We start from the raw sequence: 16189 nt of genomic DNA, 5'->3' as shown, positions 1-16189 counted from the left end.
TGAACACATCAGCTAGCTCAAGGAGACGCATAAAATGAAGAAAAAAATTGAGATTCTTACAGTTTTATCCATTGTCACGGGCTTTCTCTCTCTAATTCCCGGGATTCTTTCTTTCAACATCAATCAATCGTATGACGTCATAAATCAATACGGAGACACCGTTACTTTGTGGGGCGCAGGTATCTATGCCCATGATTCCTATTTCAAAGCACCTATCCTTATTGGAACAGACATCACCATGCTTTTTGTATTATTATTGATGGGCATTGCTTTGATTAGCTTTAGACGGAAAAACAGCCAAAAATCACTTCTGTTTTTGGCAGGTCTTCTCTCTATCCACTTGTATTATTCTTTCAGCCAAGGATTTGGAGTCGTCTATAACCAACTTCAATTAGTCTACATTACCAGCTTTGGTGCTAGCTTCTTTGGCTTTATTTTCTGCCTGATTCAGCTTGATCCTCAACTGCTTGCAGAAAAACAACACTGGAATCCAGCTACTCGAGGTGTTCAATTACTTCTGCTTATCGCAGGAACAGCCTTGTTCGTTGCATGGCTGCCCGACATTCTTTCTTCACTACTTACAGGAAAAAGCTTAGAACAAATAGCCATCTATACAACCGAGATTACCTATGTCATCGATATGGGTGTTATCAGCCCATTTATCTTTATTGTTTTTGCATTGTTGAAAAAAGAGCATGTATCCACTCATATCTTTTTACCCGTCACATTGATTTTATGCACTGCTGTTGGCCTAATGGTCACCCTTCAGACGGTTATCATGGTTTTAGCAGGAATTGAGCTGCCCCTTGTTGCACTACTTACAAAGGTCACTAGCTTCATTCTCCTCTCTGCCTTTTCCTTAACTTATACAGTTCGTTACTTTCAAAACTTAGAAAGTTGATTTTCAATAAAACTTCTCCAAAAAAAGAACATATCGAAGCACAATCATAGGCTTTGACATGTTCTTTTATACTATACATCAAGCACTTTTCTCTCGCAGCTTATCTGCAAACTCATTGATTTTACGAATGCGATGGTTAATACCCGATTTAGATATCACCCCAGAAGGAATCATTTCTCCCAATTCCTTCAGACTGACCTCCGGATGCTCTAATCGAAGCTCTGCAATCTCCTGCAGCTTGCCCGGTAACGCATGCAATCCGACCGTACTATCAATATATTGGATATTTTCTATTTGCTTAGAAGCCGCATCGATCGTTTTATTCAAGTTGGCCGTTTCACAGTTGACCAACCGATTAACTGAATTTCTCATGTCTCGAACAATCCGCACATCTTCAAATTTCAGCATGGAATTCGTAGCTCCGATCAACGTTAGAAAATCAGCAATTTTCTCCGCACCTTTTAGATAAGAAATATAGCCGCTTCTGCGTTCCAGTGTTCGAGCATTCAAATCATAATAATTTAACATATCGCAAATATCGTTGTTATGTTCTTCATAAATCGAGAATATTTCCAAATGATACCTGCTTGTCTCCGGATTGTTGACCGAACCGGTCGCCATGAAGGCCCCTCGCAAATAGGACCGCATTTTCTGTGCATTTCCAACGATCGTTTCTGATACATGATCCTGAAACATCAAACCATCCATGATATCCAAATCAGCCAAAACTGATTCCGTATCCTGTTTTAGCCGAACAATATAGACATTGTTCTTCTTTAGCTTCATTTTTCTACGGACCAATAGTTCTGAGCGAACATCATAATGGTCTTTCAAAAGAGAATAGATTCTTCGCGCTATCGCAGCATTCTCTGTCTGTACATTCAATACAAACTGCTGATTAACCAAGCTTAAGGAACCGTTCATCCGAATAAGTGCTGCTAATTCTGCTCGTGCGTGTTCCCTATGAACTTCCAATGTCGTCAATTCCTTTTTGACATCTGATGCAAATGACATAAGATACGCCTCCCTTCTGTTCTATTTTAACTATCAGTATTTTGCTCCAAAAACAATTCGAAACAGCTCTTCGACTACCTTTTCTCCATCATGAAAAACACCGCCACTTCTGAGCTCCAAAAAATCAGTGGAGATCACTCGACAGCCTTCTTCCCTAAGCCCTTGAAAATCATGGACAACCTGAACAAGATATTCGTCATACACATCAAAATCCATGTAACCATCTGGGACAGGTTCGGTATTAACCAACACAGTATCTACAAATTTTTCACCCAAATGCTCATGTAGCACTCGGATATGGTCCGCATCCGTAAAATGCTCTGTCTCACCTTTTTGTGTCATGATATTACAAATATATACAACCTCACCTGATCGTCTCAGAATAGCTTCGCCAATCTCACCAATCACCAAATTAGGTAAAATGCTTGTAAAAAGGCTACCCGGACCTAAAACAATCATATCAGCTTCTTCAATCGCTGTTACAACTTTTCTTGCTGCTTTTGGCTGTTCATCGTCATTTGTGTTCGTGACAAATACATGATCGATTGTTTTTCGATCCACAGCAATAGTCGATTCTCCAACGGCAACCGTTCCATCTTTGAAGACTGCATGAAGCGTTAGCGGCCTTTCCGAGGAAGGATAGATATGACCATCTACATGCATCATCTTCGAAAGTAACTGTATGGCCTCATAAGTACTGCCTCTCATCTCAGAAACGGCTGCAATAATCAAGTTTCCGATCGCATGATTGGCAAAATATTGATCTTGCTCATTAAAGCGATATTGAAAAATATCTTCATATAGTTGGGGCATGTCTGAAAGAGCGACCAATACGTTTCTTAAATCACCTGGTGGCGTTAAGTTCATTGATTTTCGAATCTCACCACTACTACCGCCATCATCAGCAACAGTTACTACAGCAGTAATTTCTGCTCCTTGGTTTCGAAGGCTCTTCAAAATAACAGGCAGACCAGTGCCACCGCCAACTACAACAATTTTAGGCTTACGGATACGATACGTTTTCATGAGCGATTCACCGTCTCTTTCCGCTTGTCTTTATCACGATGCGTCACATTTACATGGTACAGCTTCTCTAATTCATGAGAAATACGCTCGGTTAAAGCAACAGAGCGGTGCTGTCCGCCTGTACAGCCTATAGCAATCGTTACATTAGATTTCCCTTCTTTCTTATAGCCAGGTAACACATATTCAAGCAACTCTGTAAAGCGAGTGTAAAATTCTTCCGTTTCAGGAAAATTCATCACATACTCATAGACGGATTTATCAAGTCCAGTTAATGGACGCAGTTCCGGGATGTAATGAGGGTTTGGCAAAAAGCGAACGTCCATCACGATATCTGCATCTATTGGTAATCCATATTTGAACCCAAAGGAAACCATTTCAACTCGAAATTCATGCGTATCTTTTGAGCGAAACTCATTGCTGATTCTTTCTCTTAACTGGCGAGGAGATAAATCCGTTGTATCAATAACCAACTGAGCATCTCCCTTGATTTCATCAAGTAATCCCCGCTCTTTTCGAATTCCTTCCGTAATCAATCCATCCATAGCTAAAGGATGTGTTCTTCTTGTTTCCTTATAACGTGAAACAAGCTCTTCATCTGTTGCATCTAAAAACATAACGGTTGTATCAATGACATTTGTATTTTCAATTTCCACAAGCATATTTTGAATTTCTCTGAAAAAAGACCGTGAGCGTAAATCGACAACTAACGCAATCTTAGAGACTTTTCCAGATTCTTTGATTAATTCCCAAAATTTAGGAATCAAGCTTGGAGGCATGTTATCAATACAAAAATACCCCATATCTTCAAAGCATTGAATAGCCACTGTTTTCCCAGCACCACTCATCCCAGTAATTATCACTAACTGTAAATTATCTACCATAAAAATCGAACCCCTTTTCTTTGTCGATAAAACTAGCTTACATAAAAATTTCCATAACAAAGTAGTGAATCTTCTTTGTACCATTATTCATAATTAATAGTTGATTTTTGAAGCACAACGACTCTATCTCCAATATTGTAATTGAAGCAAATTGTTATTGTTTTTCTCAACGTACTTTCCTTAGTATAACATTCCGGGCGTATCAAAGGAAGCTTTAGACTCTTTTGCAAAAAAAAGAAGGCATCTGCCTTCGTAAATTCTCCCCTATATAGCATCAAGAACACTTAAGTAGTTTACCTTCAATACTGGATTATCGCTATCCAGTGCCAAGCGGTCAGACGGATGACATTTTAGCAATTCTACCTTTACTGTGTATTTTCCCATAGAAACGGCTCTGCCAATAAAGGACCATGATAAATAGTCTGAACTGCATAGATAGGTACCACCAACTCTGATATTTCCTCTATCCATTGTTTCGCCTCTTCTCTATATGTTTTATACCTATAGAATAGCATGAAAATTTTTCTGTGCTCACTCAATATTCTGATAGTTTTTTTCTTTTTTTGACTTTTTTTAAAACCTTATGAGCAAACAGAAAGAACACCCTTTGCTTTCTCTAAACAAAGGATGCTCTTTCTCTTTTTGAACGGATTATTTATAGAGAGATAGATATAGACCAATTCACATCAATAATCTTTCTATCTGGGTAAGATTTTACGCTATGGACAGATCAAAATCAAGTATTTTTGCTGTTTTATAAAAATTTATCATTTTCTTAATCATTATAATAATATACTCCGAAATGGAGTATACCAATTTACAATACACGCTTCAAATACTGCCCAGTATAGCTTTCTTTGATTTTTGCAATTTCTTCCGGTGTACCAATTCCTACGATTGTGCCGCCACCGTCGCCGCCTTCCGGTCCAAGATCGATCACATGGTCGGCTGACTTGATCATATCTAGATTATGCTCAATCACCAGAACAGTGTTTCCAGCTTCTACCAGACGATTCAGTACATCTAACAATCGTGAAATATCATCTGTATGAAGCCCGGTTGTCGGCTCATCTAAAATATAGAAATTCTTTCCGTTAGATATACGATGTAATTCACTGGCAAGCTTCATCCTCTGCGCTTCACCTCCAGATAAGGTCGTTGCCGGTTGTCCTAAGGTGACATAGCCTAGACCAACATCCAGTATTGTCTGCAGCTTCCGATGAATCTTAGGAATCGGTTGGAAGAATGCTACCGCATCTTCAACAGTCATCTCAAGTATATCAGCAATATTTTTCTCTTTATAATGTACATCCAGTGTTTCAGAATTGTAACGTTTCCCATGACAGATTTCACAAGGAACATATACATCTGGTAAGAAGTGCATTTCTATCTTGATGATCCCATCTCCGCGACAGGCTTCACAACGGCCGCCTTTGACATTAAAGCTGAAACGCCCTTTTTTATACCCACGTACTTTTGCTTCATTCGTTTTAGCAAATAAATCACGGATATCATCAAAAACACTTGTATAAGTTGCGGGGTTACTTCTTGGTGTTCGTCCAATCGGACTTTGATCGATATCAATAATTTTCTCGATTCCTTTATACCCAGTCACACTCTTATGCTTTCCAGGTTTATTGGAATTACGATTGATTTTCTGAGCCAAAGCTTTCTTTAATATTTGGTTGACCAATGTACTCTTGCCTGACCCTGAAACCCCTGTTACTGCAACGAACTCTCCCAGCGGGAATTCTACAGTTAGATTTTTTAGATTGTTTTCTGCCGCTCCTGTGACCTTGATTGCCTTTCCTGTTCCTTTCCGACGTTCAGTAGGAACTGGAATGACCTTTTTCCCTGATAAGTATTGTCCTGTCAAGGAATCAGGATTCGCTATTACTTCTTCCGGTGTCCCAGAAGCTACAATCTCTCCACCTTGCTCTCCAGCACCAGGTCCAACATCGATTAGATAATCTGCAGCGCGCATCGTATCTTCATCGTGTTCCACAACAATCAATGTATTTCCTAAATCACGCATTTTTTTCAATGAATCGATCAGTCGATCATTGTCCCGTTGATGAAGTCCAATTGAGGGCTCATCTAAAATGTACAAGACACCAGAAAGATTTGAACCGATCTGTGTGGCCAGACGAATTCGCTGTGCTTCACCACCAGATAGTGAGCCGGAAGCTCTGCTAAGTGTCAAATATTCTAATCCGACATTTTCAAGGAAAGTCAGTCGATCTTTTACCTCTTTTAAAATAGGTTTTGCAATCATTTGCTCTTGTTCAGAAAGAGTTAGCTGATCAAAAAATGGTAGACTATTCTTAATAGCCAACTCACTGATTTCAGCAATACTATTTCCGTTTATCTTGACTGCTAACGCTTGTGGGTTCAATCGATAGCCTTTACAAGTTCGACAAGGTAGTTCCGTCATATAAGACCGCATTTGTTCTCTTGTAAAGTCACTATTCGTTTCGTTGTAGCGACGCTTGATATTCTTCAAAATCCCTTCAAATGCAACATCAACATCCCGAACACCGCCAAACTCATTCTCATAGTGGAAATGGAATATTTCGCCATTTGAACCGTTCAAAATAATATCTTGATGTTCTTTCGGCAACTCATTAAATGGTGTATCTACATCAATACCAAATCCCTCAGCGGCCTGCTCAAGCATTTGCGGATAATATTGTGAACTGATTGGGTTCCAAGGAGTAATCGCTCCTTCTTTTAACGTTTTTGTCGGATCGGGTATAACAAGATCGCGATCGACTTCCAGCCTCATCCCCAGACCATCACAATCCGGACATGCCCCGAATGGCGCATTGAATGAAAACAGACGTGGTTCTAACTCTCCAACTGTAAATCCACAGTATGGACAAGCATAATGTTCACTAAACAGCAGTTCATCTTTTCCATCCACATCTACTAAAGCATAACCTTCCGCAAGACGAAGGGCTGCTTCAAAGGAATCAAACAAACGAGAACGGATGCCTTCTTTAACAATGATTCTATCAATAATAATCTCAATATCATGCTTCTTATTCTTTTCAAGCTCGGGAACCTCGCTCAGATCATAGACGTCACCATCTACACGAACACGAACGTATCCGTCCTTTTGAATAGCTTCAAAGACTTTTTTATGCTGCCCCTTTTTCTTCACAATCACGGGAGCCATGATTTGAATTTTTGTGCGTTCCGGTAGTTCCAGTACTCGGTCAACCATTTGTTCAACTGATTGACTAGTAATCTCAATATTGTCATTCGGACAAATCGGGTGACCTACTCGAGCAAACAGCAAACGAAGATAATCATTGATTTCCGTTACTGTACCAACAGTAGAACGGGGATTCTTGCTTGTTGTTTTTTGGTCAATGGATATAGCCGGGCTCAACCCATCAATACTGTCGACATCCGGTTTATCCATTTGTCCCAAGAATTGGCGAGCATACGCGGAAAGACTTTCTACGTATCTTCTTTGTCCCTCTGCATACAGCGTATCAAAAGCCAAAGAACTTTTTCCCGAGCCTGACAAGCCGGTCACTACAACCAGCTTGTCTCTCGGAATCGTTACATCTACATTTTTCAGATTATGAGCGCGCGCGCCATGAATCACGATTTTATCGTTTGCCATTATTTACCTCCTAGTTTGAAGCTTTTAGTTCCAGAATCGTATCTCTCAATGTAGCCGCTGCCTCAAAATCAAGCGCTTTGGCGGCATCCTTCATTTCTTTTTCCAACCTCATCAACAACTCGTCTTTTTCTTTTTTCGATAACTTGTCGTAAGACTTGCTTGCTGTATAGTCTGCATCATCCTCAGCCACTTTAGAAATCATGATTAGATCACGAATTTCTTTAATGATTGTTTTAGGAACAATGCCATGTTCTTCATTGTATTTCTCCTGAATGGCACGACGTCTAGCCGTCTCATCCATTGCTTTTTGCATCGAATCAGTCACCTTATCTGCATACATAATGACCTTGCCCTCTTCATTTCTCGCCGCACGACCAATTGTCTGTACTAGAGAACGTTCACTACGCAAGAAGCCTTCTTTGTCCGCATCCAAAATGGCAATCAGAGAAACCTCTGGAACATCCAGTCCTTCTCTCAACAAATTGATTCCGATCAACACATCAAACTCACCTAAACGCAGATCACGTATGATCTCAGTCCGTTCTAAGGTCTTGATATCACTATGCAGGTACTTTACCTTGATTCCAAGCTCCTTGAAGTAATCGGTCAAATCCTCGGACATTTTCTTCGTCAATGTCGTGACGAATACCCGTTGATTCTTCTCCACACGTTCGTTGATTTCGCCAACCAAATCATCAATTTGCCCCATAATTGGACGTACCTCAATTAGAGGATCAAGGAGCCCTGTTGGACGAATAATTTGTTGGATCACGGTATCCGTCTGCTCGTGTTCATAAGGTCCGGGTGTTGCAGAAACATAGACGATCTGATGAACATGCTTCTCAAATTCTTCCAATCGTAAAGGTCGATTGTCCAATGCACTCGGTAAACGGAACCCATAATCAACCAGCATTTGTTTTCTCGCTCGGTCTCCATTATACATCCCTCTCACTTGAGGCATCGTTACGTGGGACTCATCGATCACGAGTAGAAAATCATCCGGGAAGAAATCCAATAGCGTATATGGCGGTTCTCCCTCCATACGACCATCCATATGTCTGGAATAATTCTCGATACCGGATGTGTAGCCCATTTCACGCATCATCTCAATATCATAATTCGTTCGCTGTTCCAGTCTTTGTGCTTCTAAAAGCTTGTTCTCAGAACGTAAGACTTTCAAACGAGCATCCAGCTCCGCCTGTATCTTATCAATAGATTGCTCCATATGCTCATCATTTGTCACAAAGTGAGTCGCCGGGAAAATCGCAACATGCTCTGTCTCTCCCAAAATCTCGCCAGTCAATGCGTCGACTTCTCTAATTCGTTCGATTTCATCACCAAAGAACTCGACTCTCAACGCATGATCATCTTTAGACGCCGGAAAAATTTCTACGACATCTCCTCTGACACGGAAACGTCCCCGTTGGAAATCAATGTCGTTGCGCTCAAATTGTATTGCTACCAATCTTTTTAGCAGCTCACTTCGGTCGATCTCCATACCGACGCGTAACGAAACAACCTGATCATTATATTTTTCAGGATCACCCAAACCGAAAATACAGGAAACTGAAGCCACGACGATTACGTCATTGCGCTCAAGCAAAGAGCTCGTTGCAGAGTGACGCAGCTTATCGATTTCATCATTGATGCTTGCATCCTTTTCAATATATGTATCACTTGAAGGAACATAGGCTTCCGGCTGATAGAAATCATAATAGCTGACAAAATACTCTACTGCGTTATTGGGGAAAAATTCTTTGAACTCCCCGTACAGTTGTCCTGCCAGTGTTTTATTATGTGCAATTATAAGTGTCGGTTTATTTACTTCCTTTATAACGTTCGAAATGGTAAATGTTTTACCTGTCCCTGTCGCTCCTAAAAGGATCTGTGCCTTTTCTCCACCTTCGATTCCTTCAATCAGCTTTTCGATCGCCTGAGGCTGATCGCCATCTGGCTGATACTTAGAAACCAGTTCAAACTTCTTAGAATTATCTCTTTCAATCATCTAATATACTCCCTTCGTGTAGTCATTCTCACTAAAAAAGGAAAAGAGTATTTCTACTCCCTGAACCATTTTAACATACCGAACATATTTTCGCCACTTCTATATTTTCTGTTATTTTATAATTCTAAATATAAATAAAACTATTCTTAAAGGTTAAATAAAAATTCAAAAAGATAATTTTTTATTTTTGATAGGTTTCCATATACATGTAACAAAACATAACATAGAAAGTCAGATTTTCAGCTTTTTTTCAGAAATTATAATGAAATATTTGTTTTCCACCTGCTTTTTGCTATATAATTACTAAATATGCAAATATTTAGGAGGATTTTTTATGAAGAAGAAACATCTATTATTTTCTTTGCTTGCCATGGTTTTCAGCTTGTTTGCTTTGACAATCGGTAAACCTGTTTCAGCAGAGGAAAAAACGTATGATATCGGGACGGATCTAACATTTGCTCCATTTGAATTTCAAGATTCAAATGACGAATACATCGGTATTGATATAGATTTACTGAATGCGATCGCTGAAGATCAAGGCTTCAAAGTAAATCTAAAACCCCTTGGATTTGATTCAGCAATACAAGCCGTTCAGTCCAATCAAATTGATGGTATGATTGCCGGCATGAGTATCACTGATGAACGAAAAAAATCCTTTGATTTCTCAGAACCCTATTTCGACAGTGGCTTACAAATGGCAGTCAAGCAGGGAAATACTTCTATTGAAACGTACGATGATCTGGATGGCAAAACAGTTGCCGCAAAGGTCGGGACAGAAAGTGCAGCTTTCCTTGAAAAGAACGAAAAAAAATATGGCTACACAATCAAGAACTTCGATGATGCGACAGGTCTGTATCAAGCACTTCAAAATGGTGAAGCAGACGCTATCTTCGACGATTATCCAGTACTCGGTTATGCGATAACAAACGGCCAAAAACTACAACTGATCGGTGAAAAAGAAACCGGAAGTTCTTATGGCTTTGCTGTAAAAAAAGGCCAAAATCCTGAGCTGATCAAGCAATTCAATGCCGGTCTGAAAAAGCTAAAAGAAGACGGCACTTATGACAAGATCATTGCTACCTATATCTCTTCTGGCGCAGAAGATGATGAGACAGAAATGAAGCAGATCGAGCCAAAAAAAGACGTGTATACAATCGCAAGTGACTCAACCTTCGCTCCATTTGAATTTCAGAATGCAGATGGCGACTACGAAGGAATCGATGTTGATTTGATGAATCGAATTGCAGAATTACAAAATTTCAACATTGAGTTCAAATTTATCGGCTTCAGCTCAGCAGTCCAAGCAGTTGAATCCGGACAAGCCGATGGTATGATTGCCGGGATGACAATCACAGACGAACGTGAAAAATCTTTTGATTTCTCTACTCCTTACTTTGATAGCGGGATTCAAATCGCTGTAAAGGAAGGCAATGACGATATCACTTCTTATGAAGATCTGAAAGGCAAAACAGTCGGTGCAAAGATCGGAACAGAAAGCGCTGATTTTCTTGAAGCAAACAAAGACAAATATGGCTATTCTATCAAGTATTTAGATACGACAGATGCGCTATACAGTGCTTTGGAAATCAACGAAATCGCAGCAATGATGGACGACTACCCTGTAATCGGGTATGGAATTGCCCAAGGTCAACCTTTATCAACACCTATTCCTCGTGAAGAAGGCGGCTCTTATGGGTTTGCTGTGAAAAAAGGGCAGAATGCCGAGTTGGTTGAGATGTTTAATGAAGGCTTGGCTGAATTGAAGCGCACGGGTGAATACGATGAAATCGTTGGTAAGTATGTCAAAGACGGCAGTGTTGAAAACACTGTAGACGAATCAACCTTTGTCGGTATGATCAAAAACAACTGGAAACGTCTGTTAAGTGGATTATGGATGACCATTCAATTAACACTGATCTCCTTTGTACTTGCTTTGATTCTAGGTGTTATCTTTGGATTATTCAGTGTTTCTCCATCCAAAGCTTTACGCGTATTGGCAACTATCTATGTTGATGTCATTCGTGGAATTCCTTTAATGGTTGTCGCATTCTTCATCTACTTTGGTCTACCAGGCTTGCTTGGCTTTAATATTCCAGTGTTTATCGCAGGTATCATTACCTTGACCTTGAACGCCAGTGCATATATATCAGAAATCGTTCGTGGTGGTATCAAGGCTGTTCCAGTAGGACAGATGGAAGCCTCAAGAAGCTTGGGACTTTCTTATAACCGGACAATGCAAAAAATTATTTTACCACAGGCAATCAAAATCATGCTTCCTTCCTTTGTCAATCAGTTCGTTATTTCATTGAAGGATACAACGATCCTTTCAGCTATCGGTTTAATCGAACTTTTGCAAACAGGAAAAATCATTGTTGCCCGTAACCTACAAAGTACGATGGTTTACTTAATCATTGCGGTGATGTACCTTATCCTAATTACATCATTAACAAAACTGGCTAAAGTGCTGGAAAAGAGGGTGAAATAAATGACAGAAAAAATTCTTGTTGAGCATCTTGTAAAAAAATACGGTGACAATACCGTTCTAAATGATATCAATGTATCAATCAACGAAGGTGATGTTGTTTGTGTTATCGGGCCTTCCGGCTCAGGTAAAAGTACGTTTCTACGCTGCTTGAATCAATTGGAAGAAGCTACGAGCGGCGACATCATCATTGATGGGGCAAACTTAACAGATAAAAATACAGATATCAATAAAGTCAGACAGCATATCGGAATGGTTTTCCAGCATTTCAATCTATTCCCTCACCTGTCTGTATTAGAAAATATCACCTTAGCTCCTGTTGATTTAGGGCGGATGTCCCCGTCAGAAGCGAACGACAAAGCTGTCAAGCTACTGGATACAGTTGGTTTGGCTGATAAAAAAGACAGTTACCCTAAATCATTATCTGGCGGACAAAAGCAGCGTGTTGCGATTGCTCGTGCCCTTGCAATGAATCCAGATATTATGTTGTTCGATGAACCGACCTCTGCTCTTGATCCGGAAATGGTTGGGGATGTATTGAACGTTATGAAAAAACTGGCGAAACAAGGGATGACGATGGTCATCGTTACGCATGAGATGGGCTTTGCTAAAGAGGTTGCTAATCGAGTAATGTTCATTGACGGGGGCAACTTCCTTGAAGATGGCACACCAGAACAAATCTTTGAATCACCGCAAAATGAGCGGACACAAGACTTCTTGAATAAAGTATTAAACATTTAAACTTAGATATGGGAGTGGGACAAAGGTTAGTTCCCACTCTTTTATTTGCTCTAAAAACGAATAAACAGTGTTCCAAAAGCACAAACCTCAATTTTTTCCTGTATTACGTTTTAATTGTCAAAACAATCAATGCAAAGAGTCGAAGTGACTATTTATTGAAATGAGGTATCAACCCATATGTTAAAATCTATTTTCTATTTTTTTAAAGAAGACCTTTTGTTTTCTTTTTCCCTACTAGCTGTCGGCCTCAGCCTTTTTTTCGGTAAACCATCGGCAGACATGGTCGACTTCAAGGTCATTCTTTGCTTGTTTGGTCTGATGTTGCTCATAAAGAATGTGGAGAATCTTGGTGTTCTCAATTATTTTGCTGAAAAAATGATTGAGATTTCGTCAAATACACGTCGGCTGATCCTCAACATCACTTTACTGTCCTTTTTCAGCTCTATGCTTCTAACTAATGACGTAGCCATCCTAACATTGATGCCGATCTATTTAAAAATCACAAAAAAAATCGATGTCCTCCACAAAAAAATTTTTGGCGCTGTTCTCTTAGTTATTGCAGCGAATCTGGGAAGTAGTTTTTTCCCTTTTGGAAATCCTCAGAATCTCTTTTTGATGTCTCACTTTTCATTAGCACTTTCTGATTTTTTTCATTGGGCAATAACCTTGATGAGCGCTTCACTACTGTTTTTACTGTTCTCCTTCTTGTTTGTACCAAAACACTATTTAGCTGAACAAACGAAGAACGTTCAGATTTTTGACTCAAGAAAAGCCTCGTTTCTCACAATGATTTTCTTACTTATTCTTGCAGGAGTATTTGATTTCGTTCCCTACTTTATCAGTATACCAATTGCAGCTGTCTTGCTTTTCCTCTATGATAGAAAATCATTTCGAGAACTAGATTATCGGTTATTAGCTACATTTGTCCTTTTCTTTATCGCTGTGGGCTGCTTCTCACAATCAGATGCCATTGTACAAGTTTTAAAGCCCCGGTTCCAGACTGAAAAACAGACATTTTTTATCAGTATTTTGCTTAGTCAGATAATCAGCAATGTCCCCGCTGTTATCCTCGCTGCTCCATTTACAAAGCATATAGAAGCACTTTTTTATGGCGTAAATGTAGGTGGTTTAGGTACACTGATTGCTTCACTCGCTAATCTGATCGGATTCAAAATCTTTAAGCTCTATTATCCCAATGAAGCGAAACGTTATTTAAAAGAATTTACAGTGGTCAATCTCATCTTTCTGGCAGCATTTATTCTTTTCTTTTTATTCTATATTTAGTCATAAAAATACCGACCTCCAAAAGTTAGACCAGAAATCTAGCTTTTGGAGGTCGGTTTAAATCTATGTTGTTTTTTTAAGAATAATTTGCAGAAATGAATGACTCCAGTTTACGTATCCCCTCAATAATAGCTTGTTCAGTCAGCACCATCGGCATTTGCTGTAAACTGTCTCCCTTAACCATAGACTGTCGAGCAATCGCTAAAAGTTGTTGCTCATCCTTAGGATCAAGTCCCATTTCTTCACATGTTGTCGGCAGCTCCAGCTTCCTGTAAAAATCAACATGGCGTTTCAAAACTGCTTCCGGCTGTTCTTCCAAGACCAATTGCACCAAAGTCGTAAAGGCTACCTTTTCTCCGTGCATCAGTTGATCTGCCTTTCCATGAATCGCTGAAAAGCCGTTATGCAATGCATGTGCTGCTGCTAAGCCTCCACTCTCAAACCCTAGTCCACTCATCAAGGTATTGGCTTCAACAACTGCATCAAAGGCTGGTGTCACAGTCTTATTCCTATTATCTTCTATTGCTTGCAACCCATAAGAAAACAGGATCTCTTCACATTTTTCAGCAATGGCTAAGGACGTCAATGTAGGAGCTTTTCCCAATATGTTCTGTCCCTGCTTTTTCCAGACTGCTCGCGCTTCAATCGCTGTTGATAGTCCATCCGCAATTCCAGCAGCTAAAAGACGTGCTGGTGCATTCACGATCACAGCAGTGTCTACGAGAATAAGGTCCGGATTTTTTTGATAAAATTCATAATTTCTGAAACGTCCATCGGCTTCATAGATAACAGAGACAGAGGACGTTGGAGCATCTGTTGAAGCGGTAGTTGGCAGAATCGCCAGCTTTAGCTGTTGTTTAGCGGCTATCGCCTTTCCTAGATCAATGATTTTTCCACCGCCCAGAGCAACAAGAACTTCAGCTCCTTTCGCTTCACTAGTTTCTGTCACTTCCTGAATCGCTTCAGGAGATACTTCTCCTGAAAAGATAACAGACGCCACCGACAGTCCGGCTCTTTTCAAGTATTCTTCATAGTTGCTGCCCATCATATCCCAGACAAAGGAATCTGTAAGTAATAGAAGGGTATTTCCTAATCCCTTCAAATAATCGGCACTTTGCTGAAGCACCTGCTCCCCCTGAACATATTTACTGGGACTGATAAATAATTTTTCCATACTTCTCACCTCTCCTATCAAGTTTGGCACAAACTGACCTCATAGGCAATATGAGCCATAAATACAGTCTAAAAAGAGGAGCTAAAAACAACTCCTCTTCATAAAATATTACCTTTTCAATCGCTTTTTCTGAATCGTTAAAATTTCGTTCAGATCGTATGGTGTCAGCTGATAAACATCGTTTAACCAATTGAGATACAACAAATGAGCATGACTGCGCCATGTATTACAGATTCCTTTTTCTACAGAATCATCAATGAAATAATTCTCAGGCATTGCAGTATCCAGACCTTTTTCCTTGTCACGAAGGTATTCTTGCTTCAACGACTCTGTGTCGTATTCAAAATGACCTAACAAAAAAATATCATGATCGTCTGTAGAGATGAAGATCGTACCACCAATATCCGGGTTACTAGCAATCACTCGAAGACGCGCCGGATCGATCTGCTTTTCATTGATGCCTGTGTAGCGAGATTGTGGCGTATCAAACCGATCATCAAAGCCTCGGAACAAGCGATGATTTTCTTGCGGATATTGACTATAAATACCGAACAGCTTCTTATCATAGCTTGTCTTATCTACTTGATAATGATGGTATAGCCCGGCTTGCGCGCCCCAACAGATATGGATAACAGAGGTCACATTGGTCTGACTCCAATCCATGATCTCCATCAGCTCTTGCCAGTAGTTTACTTCTTCAAAAGGCATTTGCTCCACCGGTGCTCCGGTAATAATCATTCCATCATAGGTTTTATCCTTTAGTTCACCAAAGGCCAGATAGAATTGCGCCAGATGTGTCACGCTGGTGTTTTTATGCTCATGAGATGAAATCTTTAAAAAATCGACATCGATCTGCAACGGACTTTGACTGATCAATCGCAATAACTGCGTTTCTGTATCTATTTTATTTGGCATCAAGTTCAAGATTATCAGTTTCAGTGGACGAATATCCTGCGTTGCTGCCCGTTCATTATCGATAGCAAATATATTTTCTTTTTCCAGTACCTGTTTTGCAGGAAAATTTTCAATCAATTTGATTGGCATTCC

General features: G+C 39.9%; 12 protein-coding genes. 4 read left to right on the top strand and 8 right to left on the bottom strand.

Going from position 1 to position 16189, the window contains the following annotated elements:
- The first annotated feature begins 34 nt into the window (after window positions 1-34).
- On the top strand, window positions 35-901 hold the full coding sequence (locus A5888_RS19410; RefSeq protein ID WP_086349098.1) for a hypothetical protein: 867 nt from the start codon (window positions 35-37) through the stop codon (window positions 899-901).
- A 78-nt stretch (window positions 902-979) separates the two neighbouring features.
- On the opposite strand, the gene whiA is transcribed toward A5888_RS19410, so the two are convergent.
- The 6 genes from whiA to uvrB form a co-directional block, all read right to left on the bottom strand.
- A complete protein-coding gene (gene whiA, locus A5888_RS19405; RefSeq protein ID WP_086349097.1) occupies window positions 980-1915 on the bottom strand; it encodes a DNA-binding protein WhiA in 936 nt (311 codons plus the stop codon).
- Window positions 1916-1948: 33 nt separating this feature from the next.
- Window positions 1949-2941: a gluconeogenesis factor YvcK family protein gene (locus A5888_RS19400; RefSeq protein ID WP_086349096.1), complete on the bottom strand. Its 993-nt coding sequence runs from the start codon at window positions 2939-2941 to the stop codon at window positions 1949-1951.
- Window positions 2938-3822: an RNase adapter RapZ gene (rapZ, locus tag A5888_RS19395; RefSeq protein ID WP_086349095.1), complete on the bottom strand. Its 885-nt coding sequence runs from the start codon at window positions 3820-3822 to the stop codon at window positions 2938-2940. The genes A5888_RS19400 and rapZ overlap by 4 nt, the downstream gene beginning before the upstream one ends.
- 264 nt (window positions 3823-4086) lie before the next feature.
- A complete protein-coding gene (locus A5888_RS19390; RefSeq protein WP_086349094.1) occupies window positions 4087-4293 on the bottom strand; it encodes a hypothetical protein in 207 nt (68 codons plus the stop codon).
- A 346-nt stretch (window positions 4294-4639) separates the two neighbouring features.
- Window positions 4640-7456 carry an excinuclease ABC subunit UvrA gene (gene uvrA, locus A5888_RS19385; RefSeq protein WP_086349093.1) on the bottom strand — a complete coding sequence of 939 codons (2817 nt, stop codon included), beginning with the start codon at window positions 7454-7456 and terminating at the stop codon, window positions 4640-4642.
- 10 nt (window positions 7457-7466) lie between these two features.
- Window positions 7467-9461, bottom strand: coding sequence for an excinuclease ABC subunit UvrB (gene uvrB / locus A5888_RS19380; RefSeq protein WP_086349092.1), 1995 nt, complete (start codon window positions 9459-9461; stop codon window positions 7467-7469).
- Window positions 9462-9795: 334 nt separating this feature from the next.
- Between uvrB and A5888_RS19375 the strand changes: the two genes are divergently transcribed.
- From A5888_RS19375 to A5888_RS19365, 3 genes are all read left to right on the top strand, one after another.
- Window positions 9796-11946 carry an amino acid ABC transporter substrate-binding protein/permease gene (locus A5888_RS19375; RefSeq protein WP_086349091.1) on the top strand — a complete coding sequence of 717 codons (2151 nt, stop codon included), beginning with the start codon at window positions 9796-9798 and terminating at the stop codon, window positions 11944-11946.
- A complete protein-coding gene (locus A5888_RS19370) occupies window positions 11947-12684 on the top strand; it encodes an amino acid ABC transporter ATP-binding protein (protein ID WP_086349090.1) in 738 nt (245 codons plus the stop codon).
- A gap of 177 nt (window positions 12685-12861) precedes the next feature.
- Complete coding sequence (locus tag A5888_RS19365; protein ID WP_086349089.1) at window positions 12862-13968, top strand: SLC13 family permease; 1107 nt, start codon at window positions 12862-12864, stop codon at window positions 13966-13968.
- Window positions 13969-14044: 76 nt separating this feature from the next.
- On the opposite strand, the gene A5888_RS19360 is transcribed toward A5888_RS19365, so the two are convergent.
- Window positions 14045-15142, bottom strand: coding sequence for a glycerol dehydrogenase (locus A5888_RS19360; RefSeq protein WP_086349088.1), 1098 nt, complete (start codon window positions 15140-15142; stop codon window positions 14045-14047).
- A 108-nt stretch (window positions 15143-15250) separates the two neighbouring features.
- The gene (locus tag A5888_RS19355; RefSeq protein WP_086349087.1) at window positions 15251-16186 is read right to left on the bottom strand and encodes a homoserine O-succinyltransferase; all 936 of its coding nucleotides are present in this window, start codon (window positions 16184-16186) and stop codon (window positions 15251-15253) included.
- Window positions 16187-16189 lie beyond the last annotated feature (3 nt).

This window comes from Enterococcus sp. 9E7_DIV0242 (genome assembly GCF_002140975.2).
GTDB classification, from domain to species: domain Bacteria; phylum Bacillota; class Bacilli; order Lactobacillales; family Enterococcaceae; genus Enterococcus_L; species Enterococcus_L clewellii.
The sequence above is the reverse complement of the archived record's forward strand: the minus strand, read 5'-3'. Positions and strand labels throughout refer to the sequence as shown.

Excerpts from the sequence above, each read along its gene's own strand:
- A5888_RS19390 (WP_086349094.1), bottom strand. The coding sequence starts at position 4,293 with ATGGATAGAGGAAATATCAGAGTTGGTGGTACCTATCTATGCAGTTCA.
- whiA (WP_086349097.1), bottom strand. The coding sequence starts at position 1,915 with ATGTCATTTGCATCAGATGTCAAAAAGGAATTGACGACATTGGAAGTT.
- A5888_RS19355 (WP_086349087.1), bottom strand. The coding sequence starts at position 16,186 with ATGCCAATCAAATTGATTGAAAATTTTCCTGCAAAACAGGTACTGGAA.
- A5888_RS19410 (WP_086349098.1), top strand. The coding sequence starts at position 35 with ATGAAGAAAAAAATTGAGATTCTTACAGTTTTATCCATTGTCACGGGC.
- uvrA (WP_086349093.1), bottom strand. The coding sequence starts at position 7,456 with ATGGCAAACGATAAAATCGTGATTCATGGCGCGCGCGCTCATAATCTG.
- A5888_RS19360 (WP_086349088.1), bottom strand. The coding sequence starts at position 15,142 with ATGGAAAAATTATTTATCAGTCCCAGTAAATATGTTCAGGGGGAGCAG.
- A5888_RS19365 (WP_086349089.1), top strand. The coding sequence starts at position 12,862 with ATGTTAAAATCTATTTTCTATTTTTTTAAAGAAGACCTTTTGTTTTCT.
- uvrB (WP_086349092.1), bottom strand. The coding sequence starts at position 9,461 with ATGATTGAAAGAGATAATTCTAAGAAGTTTGAACTGGTTTCTAAGTAT.
- rapZ (WP_086349095.1), bottom strand. The coding sequence starts at position 3,822 with ATGGTAGATAATTTACAGTTAGTGATAATTACTGGGATGAGTGGTGCT.
- A5888_RS19400 (WP_086349096.1), bottom strand. The coding sequence starts at position 2,941 with ATGAAAACGTATCGTATCCGTAAGCCTAAAATTGTTGTAGTTGGCGGT.
- A5888_RS19370 (WP_086349090.1), top strand. The coding sequence starts at position 11,947 with ATGACAGAAAAAATTCTTGTTGAGCATCTTGTAAAAAAATACGGTGAC.
- A5888_RS19375 (WP_086349091.1), top strand. The coding sequence starts at position 9,796 with ATGAAGAAGAAACATCTATTATTTTCTTTGCTTGCCATGGTTTTCAGC.